The organism is Nocardia sp. NPDC004711 (assembly GCF_053601595.1).
Genome location: NZ_JBSGCB010000003.1, coordinates 155,313 through 169,053, shown reverse-complemented (window position 1 = coordinate 169,053; position 13,741 = coordinate 155,313). Strand labels below are relative to the sequence as shown.

Below are 13,741 nucleotides of genomic sequence, written 5' to 3'. Positions count from 1 at the left end.
GGTCGCAGGCGGTGTGCTCAGCGGTGCGTCACATAGCTTGTCACCCGGCATATCAGTACGGAAGACCCATTTTCCGGTTGCATACCGAACCTTGCGCCTGACCGGGAATCTGCTACTTCTTCTTGTCCGTGGCGGAATCGGTGGACAGTGCGGCCACGAAGGCTTCCTGCGGCACCTCGACGCGACCGATCGTCTTCATGCGCTTCTTGCCTTCCTTCTGCTTCTCGAGCAGCTTGCGCTTACGGCTGATGTCACCGCCGTAGCACTTGGCGAGCACGTCCTTGCGGATCGCCCGAATGTTCTCGCGCGCAATGACCTTCGAGCCGATGGCGGCCTGGATCGGCACCTCGAACTGCTGGCGCGGGATGAGCTCGCGCAGCTTGGTGGTCATCTTGTGGCCGTAGGCCTGGGCGGCGTCCTTGTGCACGATGGCCGAGAACGCGTCGACGGCCTCGCCCTGCAGCAGGATGTCCACCTTGACCAATGCGGACTGCTGTTCGCCGGCCTCCTCGTAGTCGAGCGAGGCGTAGCCGCGGGTGCGCGACTTCAGCGAGTCGAAGAAGTCGAAGATGATCTCGGCCATGGGCAGGGTGTACCGCATCTCGACGCGGGTCTCCGACAGGTAGTCCATGCCCAGCAGTTCGCCGCGGCGGGACTGGCACAGCTCCATGATGGTGCCGATGAACTCGCTCGGCGCGATCACGGTGCACCGGGTGATGGGCTCGTAGATCTCGCGTACCTTGCCTTCGGGCCAGTACGACGGGTTGGTGACGACGTGCTCGGTGCCGTCCTCCATGACCACGCGGTAGATCACGTTCGGGGCGGTGGAGATCAGGTCGAGGCCGAACTCGCGCTCGAGCCGCTCGCGGGTGATCTCCATGTGCAGCAGGCCGAGGAAGCCGCAGCGGAAGCCGAAGCCCAGGGCGACCGAGGTTTCCGGCACATAGGTCAGCGCGGCATCGTTGAGCTGCAGCTTGTCCAGCGCGTCGCGCAGGTTCGGGTAGTCCGACCCGTCGACCGGGTACAGCCCGGAGTAGACCATCGGCCGCGGTTCGCGGTAGCCGGTCAGCGCCTCGGTCGCGCCGTCGCGGGCGGTGGTGATGGTGTCACCGACCTTGGACTGACGCACGTCCTTCACACCGGTGATGAGGTAGCCGACCTCGCCGACGCCGAGGCCCTGGGTGGGCTTGGGTTCGGGTGAGACGATGCCGATTTCGAGTAGTTCGTGCGTCGCGCCGGTGGACATCATCTTGATCTTCTGGCGCGGGACGAGCTTGCCGTCCACCACACGCACATAGGTGACGACGCCGCGGTAGGTGTCGTAGACCGAGTCGAAGATCATGGCGCGGGCCGGGGCGTCGGCCTGTCCGACTGGCGGCGGCACCACGCGGACCGCCTCATTGAGCAGTTCGGCCACGCCGACACCGGTCTTGCCGGAAACGCGCAGCACGTCCTCGGGCTCGCAGCCCACGATGTGGGCGAGCTCGGCGGCGTAGCGGTCCGGATCGGCCGCCGGGAGGTCGATCTTGTTCAGGACCGGAATGATGGTCAGGTCCTTGTCCATGGCCAGATAGAGATTGGCCAGGGTCTGCGCCTCGATGCCCTGCGCCGCGTCGACGAGCAGGATCGCGCCCTCACACGCCTCCAGCGCGCGCGACACCTCGTAGGTGAAGTCGACGTGTCCCGGGGTGTCGATCAGGTGCAGGACGTAGTCCTCGCCGTCGACCTGCCACGGCAGCCGCACGTTCTGGGCCTTGATGGTGATGCCGCGCTCACGCTCGATATCCATGCGGTCCAGGTACTGGGCGCGCATGGCCCGCTCCTCGACCACTCCGGTGAGTTGCAGCATGCGGTCGGCCAGGGTCGATTTCCCGTGGTCGATGTGCGCGATGATGCAGAAGTTCCTGATCCGGCTGGGATCGGTGAACGTCTTGTCGGCGAAGCTGCTAATCGGAGTCACTCCTCGGCATGGCGAAACAGCGGCATGTCAACCCCGAAGTCTACGGTGCTGCATTCTTGGCCTCCGCTCCGCTCCGGCGAGTTCGCGGCCCCGAGGTCTCGATTCTTCCCTCCTCCGCTCCTCCGTTTCGCTCCCCCGCTCCGTCGGTCCAGAATCGAGACGGCCGCGAACCCGCAGGTGAGCTACCTTCAGGCGCAGGCGAATCCAGTACAGGTGAGAATCCCGTTGTCCGCCGTTAGGCTGCCGGACATGGCCGGCAGGTGGAACGCTCTGGGGAAGCAGTTGGGGATCGTGGCTAAGGAGCAGGGCGCCCAGCTCGTCACGCAGCAGGCCCCGAAGTTGATCGGGCGGGTGCGGCAGTCGACGATGTGGGACCGTGCGCTGAAGGCGGTGGGGACGCCGCGCCAGGGTCCGGGCGTCAATGTCCGGCCGACCTCGTCGGCGGGAGTACCGTCGCACGAACGCGCGCGCCGCATCGTCTACAGCCCGCAGCTCGACGGCCGGGCCGATCCCGGCGAGATCGTGTGGACCTGGGTCCCCTACGAGGAGGACCCGGACAACGGCAAGGACCGCCCGGTGCTGGTGGTCGGCCGCGAGGGCGACACGCTGCTCGGGCTCATGCTGTCCTCGAATTCCGAACACGCGCACCATCCCAACTGGGTGGGCATCGGGTCCGGCCCGTGGGACAGCGCCGAGCGCGACAGCTGGGTGCGGCTGGATCGTGTCCTGGATGTCCCTGAGATGGGCATTCGCCGCGAGGGTGCGATCCTCCCCCGCAAGACATTCGACCGGGTGGCGCACCGGCTCTGCGCCGAATACCACTGGCACTAGCGCCTTCCCGATACGACCGGCCCCTGTTCCGGAACGAGGCAGGGGCCGGGATCCTCAGCTCTCCATATTGCGGGAACGGCCGTACAGCATCCCGTAGACCAGGGCCCCCAGAACGCCGCCGATCAGCGGGAACACGATGAACACCCACAGCTGCGCGGGCGCGCCGTCCTGATAGAACGCGACGGCCAGGCTGCGGGCCGGATTCACCGAGGTGTTGTCGACCGGGATCGAGACCAGGTGCACAACGGCCAGCGTGAAACCGATCGAGAGCCCGGCGAACGGGATGTCCGACAGCTGGTCGGTGGAGGCCAGCACCACGAAAACCAGCAACCCGGTCAGGATCACCTCGACCGTGATGGCCGCCGCCAGGCCGTACCCATTGGTGGTGACGTCACCGAGCACCAGCTTCGATGGGGAGTGCTCGCCCCAACCGTTCGCTCCCAGACCGTCTTTGGCCCGGTCGTAGGAGGGCAGGTTCTTGGCGACGGCGTAGATGACCACGCCCGCGAGCAGGCCCCCGATGAACTGCGCGATCCAATAGACCGCCGCGACAACGATGGTGATCCGTCCCAGCAGCAGATGACCCACCGTGACCGCGGGATTCACGTGGCAACCCGAGATCGGCCCGATCGAGTACACCAGGAACAGCAACGTCAGGCCGAAAGCCACCGCCACACCGAGCGGACCGACCCGGCTGCCCGCCAGCACCGCGGTGCCGACGCCACCGAGGACCAGCACGAAGGTACCCAATGTCTCGGCGTATGCCTTGCGCCCGAGGGCGGGCGGTTGCTGCTCGACCTGATCCTCGGCGACTTCCTGAGCTGTGGGGGACATCGGCTACCTTCCGCTGGCATGGACAACGCACCGACAAGAACCGGCGGCGCGAGCCGAAAACGCCTCAGGCCAGGCGAGTTATCTCCACTACGACCTCGAGATCGGTCGAGCCGCTCCCGCTGAAGATACCTTTGAGAGGGGGCACATCCGCGTAATCACGCCCCACCCCGACTGATACGTGTTGCTCGGTGACCGGGATGTTGTTGGTCGGGTCGTAGCCCCACCACTGCCCGGTCCAGGCCTCCACCCAGGCGTGCATCTGACCGGCGACGGTGTGGCCGACCTCGGCGGACGGGTCCGGATGCAGGTAGCCCGAGACGTAGCGGCTGGGAATCCCCATGCCGCGCAACAGCAGCAGCGTGAGGTGCGCGTAATCCTGGCACACGCCTTGCCGTTCGGCGAAGGCCTGCACCGCCGAGGTGTGCACAGAGGTGCTCCCCGCCAGGTAGTTCATCTCCCGGTGCACCCATTCCGCGGCCCGGACAACCGCTTTCGCCGGCGACACGCCGCGCGCCAGCTGCCGGGCCACCGGGGCCAGCCGCCGCTTCTCGCGCGGCACGTAGACGGTGGGTTCGAGCAGTTCGTCGAAGCGGTCGGCAATGGCGTCGTCGCGCAGCTCCTCCCAGGCCAGCTCCTCGGGCGGCCCCGCGAACGGCTCGGTCTCGACGACCGAGGCGCTGGTGACCTCCAGCTCGGTGTGCGGAGCGTGCAGGTCGAAGGCGGTCACCGCCGTTCCCCAGTAGTCGATGTAGCGGTAGGACCGGGTGGACGGCACGGTGTCGACCCGATTGAGGATCACGGTCTGCCGGCTGTCGGCGCGCGGGGTGAGCCGGGCCTCGTTGAACGACCGCGTGACCGGCGCGTCGTACACATATCCGGTGGTGTGCACCACCCGCATCCGCCAGCTCATGCCATCTCCTCGACCAGGTCCGCGCCGCGACCGTGCAGCCCCGTCCACGCCACCCATGATTCGGCGTGGAAGTACTGCAGCGCCACGGCCTCCCCCACCTCGCGGCAGGTCTGCTGCAGCCACAGCAGCCGGCTGGGCAGATCCTCCAGCAGCACCGACGAGGGCAGGAATTCCAGTTCGCTGCGCGCCCGGCCGAGCAGGCGATGCGCTTCGTGGCGCGCCGCGAACCGGCTGTTGGGGCGCTGATCCAATTCCTGCAGACAGGTTTCGGCCACCCGCAGCGAATGGAATACCGAGCGCGGGAAGAGGCGGTCGAGCAGGATGAATTCCGCGATCTGATTGGCGTCGAGGACGCCGCGATGGGTACGCAGATACGGGTCGTGGGCCCCCGCCGAACGCAGCACCGTCACCCAGGCCGGCGAGGAGGTGCGGTCACCGGCGCGCGAATGCAACAGGCGCACAGTCATATCCACGCGTTCGATGGATCTGCCCAGCAGCAGGAATCGATAGCCGTCGTCGCGGCTCAGGGTGGAATCGGAGAGTCCGGCGAACATGGCGGCGCGATCGGTGATGTAGTGGCAGAACTCGTGCGGCCCCAGCGCCCGTGCCGCCCGCTCGGCCGCCGCCAGCCCGTTGAAGGTGGCATTGAGGCACTCCCACATCTCGGTGGAGGTGACTTCCCGTGCGCCCCGGGCATTCTCACGCGCCCGGCTGATGGAATCGACGATGGAGCCGCCGTCGCGGCCGAAGGCCACCAGTTCGGTCACCGACCACACATCCAGTTCCCGGTCCTCTTCGGGCGGCTCGATGCCCAGTACCCGCAGCAGCACCCGCGAGGTTCGGTCCGGATCGACCGTGGCGTCCTCCAGCAGCTGATGGACCGCGACATCGAGAATGCGCGCCGTATATTCGGCTCGCTCGACGTAGCGTCCGATCCAGAAGAGGGATTCGGCATTGCGCGCCAACATGATGCTCTGCCCTATCTGCCTCCGCTTCGCTCCGGCGGGTTCGCGGCCCTGAAGGTCTCGTTCTTCCCTCCTCCGCTCCTCCGCTTCGCTCCCCCGCTCCAAGGCGGAGGTCTATTCCAGCCGCAGTCCAGAACGAGCGCTCCATCGACCTGTGCTCGGGCCGCGAACCAAAAGAGTTGAGCCTCAGCGAATGCTGTTTGTTGTTGTTACTGCTGTTGTTGGTTGGCCCGCATCGCCGAGGGCTCTCTGGATTGGTCTCTCTCCGGGGCGATCTGCGGTTCGCCGACCAGCTGCGAACCGGACAATTCCCGTTGCGCCACCGAGGTTCTCGGTGCGAGCACCCAGGTGTCCTTGCTCCCGCCCCCTTGACTGGAATTCACCACCAGCGAGTTCGCGGGCAGCGCCACCCGGGTCAGCCCGCCGGGCAGCACCCAGATGTCGTCGCCGTCGTTGACCGCGAACGGCCGCAGGTCCACGTGCCGGGGCGCGAGCCGCCCGTCGATCTTGCTCGGCACCGTGGACAGCTGCACCACCGGCTGCGCGATCCAGCCGCGCGGATTGGCCCGCACCTTGCGCCGGGTCGCCTCGAGCTCCCGGGCGCCGGCCGCCGGGCCGATCACGATGCCGTAGCCGCCGGACCCCTCCACCGGCTTGACCACCAGTTCCGCCACCCGGTCCAGCACCTCGTCGCGTTCGGCCGGTTCCCAGCAGCGGTAGGAGTCCACATTGGGCAGGATCGGTTTCTCACCCAGGTAGTACTCGATGAACGCGGGCACATAGGTATAGACGAGTTTGTCGTCGCCGACCCCGTTGCCGACGGCATTGGCCAGCACCACCGTGCCCGCGCGGGCCGCGTTCAGGATCCCGGCCACCCCGAGCATGGAGTCCGGGCGGAACTGCATGGGATCGAGGAAGTCGTCGTCGATGCGCCGGTAGATGACATCCACCTGCCGCTCCCCCGCGGTGGTGCGCATATAGACGACATTGTCGCGGCAGAACAGGTCCCGGCCCTCGACCAGTTCCACCCCCATCTGCCGGGCCAGCAGCGAATGCTCGAAGTAGGCGGAGTTGTGGACGCCGGGGGTGAGCACCACCACGGTCGGGTCGGCCTCGTTGGGCGCGGCGGCGGCGCGCAGGGCGCGCAGCAGGTGGGCCGGATAGTCGCCGACGGCGCGCACCCGGTGCGAGGCGAACAGGTCGGGGAACACGCGCGCCATGGTGCGCCGGTTCTCCATGACGTAGGACACGCCCGAGGGCGAGCGCAGATTGTCTTCCAGCACACGGAAATCCCCGTGCTCGTCGCGCACCAGGTCGATCCCGGCCACGTGGATGCGCACGCCATTGGGCGGCACCAGGCCGGCGGCCTCGCGGTGGAAGTGCGCGCAGGAGGTCACCAGCCGTTTCGGGATCACGCGGTCGCGCAGGATGGTCTGCTCGCCGTAGACGTCGGCGAGGAAGGCCTCGAGCGCGCGCACCCGCTGCCTGATGCCGCGTTCGAGTTTGGTCCATTCGCCGGCGGCGATCACCCGCGGCACCAGGTCGAGCGGGAACGGCCGCTCCTGACCGGAGAGCGAGAAGGTGATGCCCTGATCGACGAATGCGCGGTCCAGCGCCTCGGCGCGGGCGGCCAGGTCCTCGGCGTCGATGGTGGCCAGGGCGTTGAATATCCCCCGGTAGGGCGCCCGCGGGCGGCCCGCGGAATCGAACATCTCGTCATAGGCACGGTCGTAGCGGCCCGGTTGATACCCCGCGAAGACGCCTGATTTATCCGATTTTTCGCGTTCCAATCCGGAAGGAGCGAGCGCGGCGGAGGCTGACGCGGTGGATCTGTCTACTCTGGAGAGACCCGGTGCGGGTGCTGCGGGGGTCATGCAAAAATAGTCCATCACGCAGGGGCAACGCGCAGTTGGACGGCGATAAATTTCTGGTTTCGGCCAGATAGCCAACAGGCTCGATTTCATACCTCGCGGCGTCGCCTGGTAGTCTCGACTGTCGGCGCTGCAACTGCCCCTCTCGTAGTGCGCGCCCGAAGACTTTGCATCCCGCATACACCACCAAGTGAAGGAACACGAGGAAACCGGCGTGGCCAACATCAAGTCCCAGATGAAGCGGATCCGCACCAACGAGCTTGCGCGCCAGCGCAACCAGTCGGTGAAGTCCGCGCTGCGCACCTCGATCCGCAAGTTCCGCGAGGCCGCTGCGGCGGGCGAGAAGGACAAGGCGCTCGAGCTGATGCAGTCCGCGAGCAAGAGCCTGGACAAGGCCGCCTCCAAGGGCGTCATCCACGGCAACCAGGCCGCCAACAAGAAGTCGGCACTGTCGCTGGCTTTCAACAAGCTCGGCTGATCCTGCCCGGTACGCCTACCGGCATCATGCTTCTCACAGCCGCCGTGGCCACGAAGACCACGGCGGCTTTTGTCGTGTCCGGAGCTGGCGACTTGCGCGAGCGCGCAGTTGGCAGCAGGATGGCCGCGAACCGTCGGGGGCTACCTGTAAACCTGCACTGGGAGAGATCTCTTGGCAACGCTGCGTCGTGACAACCGTTCGTCCTGGACCCGGGGCACGCTGGCCGTCAGCGTGGCCGCGGTCGCGCTGACCACCGGAATGGGTGTGGCAGCCGCGCGTCCCATCGGCCCGTTCGAGGTGGGCGGGGCCATCGAGGTCGAATACGACGGGGCGGGCGGACCGGAATTCTTCGGTGATCCCACCATTCCGGAGACCGACGCCGCGGGCGGCGGCAAGAAGCAGGACTTCGTCAACAACGTCTCCATCTACTGGACCCCGGCTACCGACGCGCATGCCATCGGCGGCGCCATCCGCGACAAGTGGAAGGGCGCGGGCGCGGAGTCGGGCGCGCTGAAGTACCCGGTGGTGGACGAGGGGCAGACCTCGAAACCCGGCCGCTTCCAGCACTTCCAGGGCGGCTCGATCTACTGGTCGGTGGGTGCCGGCACCCATGTGGTGAGCGGCGTGATCCGCGACAAGTACTCCGCGGTCGGCTGGGAGAGCAGCCCGCTAGGCTTCCCCATCGCCGATGAGAACAAGACCAACAGCGCCACCACCCACGAGCAGCTGTTCGAGGGCGGGGCCGTCTACTCCACCCAGAAGACCGGGACCCACGTCGTGTGGGGCTCGATCCGCGACGAGTGGGTGCGCAATGGCGCCGAGAACGGCCGCTACGGCTACCCGACCAGCGACGAGTACGACTACCAGGGCGGCAAGGCCCAGGAGTTCCAGGGCGGCAAGATCACCTGGAAGCCGGAGTAGTCCCGGGCCTTCCCGCTACGAGGCGCTCTCGCGCAGATCAAGAATGCGCGAGAGTGCGTGCTCGAGTGCGTAATCCGCGTCGGCTGCCTGCCCCTTGACGTCGGCATTGAGCGCGGCGACCACCTGCAGCGCCGCCCCGATGGACGCGCCGGTCCAGCCGCGCGCCTGGCCCTGCGCCTTCTTCACCTTCCACGGCGGCATCCCCAGATCACCCGCCATCTTGAACGGGTCGCCGCGCCCGGCCGAGCCGACGCGGGCGATGGTGTGCACCGAATCCGCGAGGGCGTCCGCGAGCAGGACCGCCGGGACGCCGCGATCGATGGCCCAGCGCAGCGCCTCCATGGCGGCGGGCCGATCCCCTGACACGGCCAGATCGGCGACATCGAACCCGGTCACCTCCGCCTTGCCCGAGTAGTACTGCCGCACCGCCGCGAGATCCACCTTGCCGCCGGTGTCGGCCGCCAATTGCGAACTGGCGGCGGCGAGTTCGCGCAGATCCGAGCCCACGGCCTCGATGATGGCCTGCACCACGTCCGCCGGTACCCGCACATTGGCGGCCCGGAACTCGTTGCGCACGAACTCGACCCGCTCCCCCGCCTTGGTCAGCTTCGCGCAGTCGTGCACCACCGCGCCCAGCTTCTGCAGGGCCGGCGCCAGCGCCTTGGCGCGCCCACCCCCGCTGTGCAGCACCACCAGCACCACGCCCTCCGGTGGTGCGGACGCCGCATCCTGGATGACCGCGACCGCATCCTTGCCCGCCTCGGCCGCCGACTCCAGCACGATCACCCGGTCCTCGGCGAACAGCGAAGGACTCAGCAGCTCGGCCAATTCCGCCGTGCTGGCATCCCCCGCCCGGAGCCGATCCACCGGCAGCGCCCCAGCGTCCGTCGAGCCGGCCCGGGCCTGCGCGGTAATTCCCGCCACCGCCCGCTCGATCAGCAATTCCTCTTCACCGAGCACGAGATGCAGGGGCGCGGGTCGCTGGTTCACGCCCCGATCCTACGAGCCCGCTCCGACAACCCCTGCATCCTGCACCCGGCCAGCACTGGTACGCAAATGTGTGACACACTTGTCTTATTCATACGTCTTGCACAAATGTATAACCATCGGTTAGGGTCGAGCTCAGCACACCGGAACAAGGATCGGAGCAGACAATGACCGCACGCACCGCCACCCGCAGCAGCTTCGACATCGACGGCCGCGGACTGTCCTACGTGGATTTCGGGGGTACCGGCCGGACCGTCATCGCGCTGCACGGGCACATGTCCGACGGCGAGAGCTTCGCCGGCCTGGCGGCACGGCTGTCCGCGGGGTGGCGGCTCGTCGCGCTCGACCAGCGCGGCCACGGCCACTCCGATCGCGCCGCCGACTACACCCGCGACGGCTACCTCGCCGACATCCTGGCCCTGCTCGACCACCTCGGCCTGGAACGCGCTGTGCTGCTGGGTCATTCGCTCGGCGGCATCAACGCCTACCAGTTCGCGGCCCGCCACCCGGAGCGGGTGGCGGCGATCATCGATATCGACGCACCCGCCGCGCTCGGCCTCGACGGCCACAACCCGCTGGGCTTCGTGGCCGGCCTCCCCTACGAGGCGGCGACCCGTGAGCAGCTGATCGAGGCCATGGGCCCGATGGCCGCGCACTTCGGCGCGCTGGTTCGCGAGCGTGCCGACGGTTCCTGGAGCCTGCCCTTCCACCCCCTCGACATCGTCGCCTCCGAGGACCTGGTGCACGGCGACCACTGGTCGGACTGGGTCGCCGGCACCTGCCCGGCCCTGCTCATCCGTGCCGCGCACGGCGTCATCCCCGCCGACATGGCCGTGGCCATGCGCGACCGGCGCCCGGGCACCCGCATGGTCGAACTCGATACCGACCACTTCGTCTACACCAACGACCCCGCCGGTTTCACCGACGCCGTCAACGAGTTCCTGAGCTCCCGCTAGCCGGATGGCGAGTCCTCGTCTCGACCCGGCCGAGGCGGCACCGATCCCGGCACGGCGTCCGGATCCGCCCGTGAGCGGCCAGGGTGCAGAGCCGCGATCACCAAGGCGCACACCACCGTTGCGACCAGACCTGAACGCAGACCGGTCGGTAGCGAGACCGAGGCTCCCAGGGCGGCGGCTCGGTCGGAGACCGTGAGCAGCCACCACAGTGGCGGTGCGGTGCAGTGCATGACCGCCGCGGCGAGGGGCGACCACACGCAGGCGAGCAGCGCACCCAGCGCACCCAGGATGGTGATGGGCGCGATCACCGGTTCGACCAGCATGTTCACCACGATCGCGACCAGGCTGAGGTGGCCGGTCATGGCGATGACCAGCGGCGTGGTGACCACGAAGGCCGCAGCGGCCACCGCGAAGGAGTCGGCGGGGATCCGCCACCAGCCATGGGCGCGAAGCCAATCCGACCAGCCCGGGGCGATCACGATCAGTCCCGCGGTGGCCAGCACCGACAGGGCGAATCCGGCATCCACCGCGAGACCCGGTGACCAGGCCAGCAATCCGATGATGGCGGCGCACAGGGCGGGTAGGGCCTGCTTACGGCGTCCAGTGCAGAGAGCCAGCAGCGCAATGGCTCCCATGACGGCGGCACGCAGGACACTGGGCGAGGGGCGGGCCAGGATCACGAACATGACCAGAGCCGCACCCGCGGCCACCGCGCCGACCCGTGGATCCACCGTGAGGGTGCGCATCGAAACCAGCACGGCCCCAAGCAAAATCGTGACATTCGCCCCGCTGACAGCCGTCAAATGCGTCAAATCGGACTCGCGGAAGTTCTCCTGGACGTGGTCGGTGAGGGTCGAGGTGTCGCCGATGACCAGGCCCGGGAGCAGGCCGGCGGCATCGTCGGAGAGCGCGCGGTGGGCGGAGGTCGCGAAGTCGCCGCGCACCTGCCCGGCGAGGCGCTGCCACCAGGGCGGGGTGCTCACCGAGGTGGGAGCGGCCTCCGCCCGCAGGATGGCGACCGTCATGTCCGGACGCCACGGACAGGCCACGCGGGCGGGGAATTCCACCCGCTGGCCGGGCAACAGGGTCCGCCACCCCGCCGCCGGCGCCATCACCAGCACCGATCCGCCGGAATGCACAATCCGTCCACCCAACCGGTAATCCACCAGCCCGGCCCGCACCATCACCTTCGGCCCGCCGAACGGCCGGGCGGACACCCGCTTCGGATCATCGGTCAGCTCCACCACCGCCACCAGCCGCTGCCCGGCCCGCACCGCCCGCAACGGATGCGTCTGCACCCGATGCGCATGCCACGCCCCCGCCACCCCGAACCCCGCCCCGATCACCAAGGCCCCCAGCACCACCCACGCCACCCCACTCCCCCGCCCCGCCCGCACCCGCCGAATCACCCACGCCGCCACACACATCCCCACCAGCCCACACCCGGCCGCCACCCCGACCCCGGCCCGCCAGCCCACCACCAACGGCGCCACCGTCGCGCCCCAGCCACAGACCGCCGCCGGAACCAGCCGCGCATCCAGCACCTCGGGTATTTCGACGGGCCCGCGATCCCCGGCATCGACGCGGTCGGTCGCCCCCGTAGTCATCGCCACCGCCCCGGCTCTGACCGCAGCTTCGCTACCGGAGCCATTCCACTTCCGGGCGCCGACCGTCCACCGGCGGCGCAATCGTTGCGCCCCAACAACTCTGCGCGACTGCCCTGCTCGGCGTGGGCCGTCGCCTGCCGGCCCCGATGAGCGCCCGCACGCCTCGCTGTCCGAGTCGTGCTCGCGCCCTCCGACTCGGCTTTCCGGCAACCGGTGCGACTGTACTGGTGCGCAACAGGGCAATTCGCGGTGGTCATATCGTCACCCGATCGCGGATGCGGGTGAGGCGGGAGTGGCCTATGCCCTCGATTTCGGAGAGCTGGTCGATGGAGGTGAAGCGGCCGTGGCGGGTGCGCCAGGTGAGGATGGCGCGGGCGGTGACGGGCCCTATGCCGGGGAGGGTGTCGAGGTCGGATTCGGTGGCGGTGTTGAGGTTCACCTTCGCGGGGAGGGCGGTGGAGCGGGGTGGGCCGGAGGATGGGGGTGAGTTCGCCGGGGGGTGGGCGGAATTCACGACGGTGGTGCCGACCTGCTGGGTGGTGGGGCGGGGTGTGGTGCGGCCGACGATGATCTGGTCGCCGTCGATGAGGGGCTGGGCGAGGTTGAGGGTGGAGAGGTCGGCTTCGGGGCGGGGAGCGGCGACGCGGAGGGCGTCGGCTATCCGGGCTCCGGCGGGGAAGCGGCGGAGCCCGCCGTGCTCGACGAGACCGACGACACTGACGACGAGCTCGCCGGGGGTGGCGGCGCCGCCCGGGGCAACAGAGCCGCCCGGAGCGCCGGTTGCCGTGGTAGCGAGCGGGATTCGATCCGGCTGCGAGGCGGCGGGCCGTGACGCGGGCGGCTGGGCCGCGCCCGGCACGGGCGCGGCTGTGACCGTCACGGCGGAAGCGGCGGCTTCGGGTGCGGCATCCTCCCGGTCGGCGGGTGCGGTTTCGCTGAGTGCGGCGATGGGCGGGACCGGTTGGGAGACAGGCTTTTCGCGCAGGGTGACGTAGCCGGCGAAGAGGATGGCGGCGATGCCGAGGGCGGCGATGACGAGGACACCGCGCGGGCCCGGATCCCAGCGAGTGCCGCGGAAACGTTCGGGGACCAGGCGTTCGTGCCACAGGGACACGCTGCCGCAGGGCTCGGACAGCCAGTCGGGCGAGAATCCGTCAGGCTGCCGATCAGCGCTCCGGCGATCGGGTTCGACGAGCTGGTCGAGCGAGTCCTCGTCCCAGCGGCCGGGATGTGGACGGCCGGAGGCGAATTCCGCCGGGTCGGCGGTGGCCTCGGCCGGGCCGGGGCGGGGGTCGGTGGCGGCGCGGGCGTTGAGGCGCTGCAGCGGGGTACGTTCGTCGAGTCGTGGCATGCAGCTCACGGTACGAGCGACGACGACCCCGGCCGCCCACGCGACCTGGGCTTTCAGCCGACCTGTGGAT

At 68.8% G+C, this 13,741-nt stretch carries 12 protein-coding genes; 4 read left to right on the top strand and 8 right to left on the bottom strand.

Annotated elements, in window-relative coordinates:
- Positions 1–112: 112 nt before the first annotated feature.
- On the bottom strand, positions 113–1,960 hold the full coding sequence (lepA, locus tag ACWEKS_RS03835; RefSeq protein WP_379382335.1) for a translation elongation factor 4: 1,848 nt from the start codon (positions 1,958–1,960) through the stop codon (positions 113–115).
- A gap of 249 nt (positions 1,961–2,209) precedes the next feature.
- On the opposite strand from lepA, the gene ACWEKS_RS03830 reads away from it, so the two are divergent.
- Complete coding sequence (locus ACWEKS_RS03830; RefSeq protein WP_452338654.1) at positions 2,210–2,791, top strand: type II toxin-antitoxin system PemK/MazF family toxin; 582 nt, start codon at positions 2,210–2,212, stop codon at positions 2,789–2,791.
- A 54-nt stretch (positions 2,792–2,845) separates the two neighbouring features.
- Here ACWEKS_RS03830 and ACWEKS_RS03825 read toward each other — a convergent pair whose 3' ends face one another.
- From ACWEKS_RS03825 to ACWEKS_RS03810, 4 genes are all read right to left on the bottom strand, one after another.
- Positions 2,846–3,625 carry an aquaporin gene (locus tag ACWEKS_RS03825; RefSeq protein WP_452338653.1) on the bottom strand — a complete coding sequence of 260 codons (780 nt, stop codon included), beginning with the start codon at positions 3,623–3,625 and terminating at the stop codon, positions 2,846–2,848.
- A gap of 64 nt (positions 3,626–3,689) precedes the next feature.
- A complete protein-coding gene (locus tag ACWEKS_RS03820; protein ID WP_452338652.1) occupies positions 3,690–4,535 on the bottom strand; it encodes a transglutaminase family protein in 846 nt (281 codons plus the stop codon).
- Positions 4,532–5,503: an alpha-E domain-containing protein gene (locus ACWEKS_RS03815; RefSeq protein WP_452338651.1), complete on the bottom strand. Its 972-nt coding sequence runs from the start codon at positions 5,501–5,503 to the stop codon at positions 4,532–4,534. The genes ACWEKS_RS03820 and ACWEKS_RS03815 overlap by 4 nt, the downstream gene beginning before the upstream one ends.
- Positions 5,504–5,709: 206 nt before the next feature.
- Positions 5,710–7,374 carry a circularly permuted type 2 ATP-grasp protein gene (locus ACWEKS_RS03810; protein ID WP_452338650.1) on the bottom strand — a complete coding sequence of 555 codons (1,665 nt, stop codon included), beginning with the start codon at positions 7,372–7,374 and terminating at the stop codon, positions 5,710–5,712.
- A gap of 211 nt (positions 7,375–7,585) precedes the next feature.
- Here ACWEKS_RS03810 and rpsT point away from each other — a divergent pair, with 211 nt between their 5' ends.
- Positions 7,586–7,849: a 30S ribosomal protein S20 gene (rpsT, locus tag ACWEKS_RS03805; protein ID WP_452338775.1), complete on the top strand. Its 264-nt coding sequence runs from the start codon at positions 7,586–7,588 to the stop codon at positions 7,847–7,849.
- 171 nt (positions 7,850–8,020) lie between these two features.
- The gene (locus ACWEKS_RS03800) at positions 8,021–8,770 is read left to right on the top strand and encodes an LGFP repeat-containing protein (RefSeq protein WP_452338649.1); all 750 of its coding nucleotides are present in this window, start codon (positions 8,021–8,023) and stop codon (positions 8,768–8,770) included.
- Positions 8,771–8,785: 15 nt separating this feature from the next.
- Here ACWEKS_RS03800 and holA read toward each other — a convergent pair whose 3' ends face one another.
- Positions 8,786–9,760, bottom strand: a complete 975-nt coding sequence (holA, locus tag ACWEKS_RS03795; RefSeq protein ID WP_452338648.1) for a DNA polymerase III subunit delta — start codon at positions 9,758–9,760, stop codon at positions 8,786–8,788.
- A 164-nt stretch (positions 9,761–9,924) separates the two neighbouring features.
- On the opposite strand from holA, the gene ACWEKS_RS03790 reads away from it, so the two are divergent.
- Positions 9,925–10,713, top strand: a complete 789-nt coding sequence (locus tag ACWEKS_RS03790; RefSeq protein ID WP_452338647.1) for an alpha/beta fold hydrolase — start codon at positions 9,925–9,927, stop codon at positions 10,711–10,713.
- Here the strand turns inward: ACWEKS_RS03790 and ACWEKS_RS03785 are convergent.
- Positions 10,710–12,320 (bottom strand): ComEC/Rec2 family competence protein, encoded by a 1,611-nt coding sequence (locus ACWEKS_RS03785; protein WP_452338646.1) that lies wholly within the window; start codon positions 12,318–12,320, stop codon positions 10,710–10,712. The two genes, ACWEKS_RS03790 and ACWEKS_RS03785, sit on opposite strands and share 4 nt — an antisense overlap.
- A gap of 253 nt (positions 12,321–12,573) precedes the next feature.
- Positions 12,574–13,671, bottom strand: coding sequence for a ComEA family DNA-binding protein (locus tag ACWEKS_RS03780; protein WP_452338645.1), 1,098 nt, complete (start codon positions 13,669–13,671; stop codon positions 12,574–12,576).
- Between the last annotated feature and the right edge of the window lie 70 nt (positions 13,672–13,741).

Bases quoted from the DNA above. Each gene is read 5' to 3' on its own strand.
- ACWEKS_RS03830 (WP_452338654.1), top strand. From the start codon at position 2,210: ATGGCCGGCAGGTGGAACGCTCTGGGGAAGCAGTTGGGGATCGTGGCT.
- ACWEKS_RS03825 (WP_452338653.1), bottom strand. From the start codon at position 3,625: ATGTCCCCCACAGCTCAGGAAGTCGCCGAGGATCAGGTCGAGCAGCAA.
- ACWEKS_RS03820 (WP_452338652.1), bottom strand. From the start codon at position 4,535: ATGAGCTGGCGGATGCGGGTGGTGCACACCACCGGATATGTGTACGAC.
- ACWEKS_RS03815 (WP_452338651.1), bottom strand. From the start codon at position 5,503: ATGTTGGCGCGCAATGCCGAATCCCTCTTCTGGATCGGACGCTACGTC.
- ACWEKS_RS03810 (WP_452338650.1), bottom strand. From the start codon at position 7,374: ATGACCCCCGCAGCACCCGCACCGGGTCTCTCCAGAGTAGACAGATCC.
- ACWEKS_RS03790 (WP_452338647.1), top strand. From the start codon at position 9,925: ATGACCGCACGCACCGCCACCCGCAGCAGCTTCGACATCGACGGCCGC.
- ACWEKS_RS03785 (WP_452338646.1), bottom strand. From the start codon at position 12,320: ATGACTACGGGGGCGACCGACCGCGTCGATGCCGGGGATCGCGGGCCC.
- ACWEKS_RS03780 (WP_452338645.1), bottom strand. From the start codon at position 13,671: ATGCCACGACTCGACGAACGTACCCCGCTGCAGCGCCTCAACGCCCGC.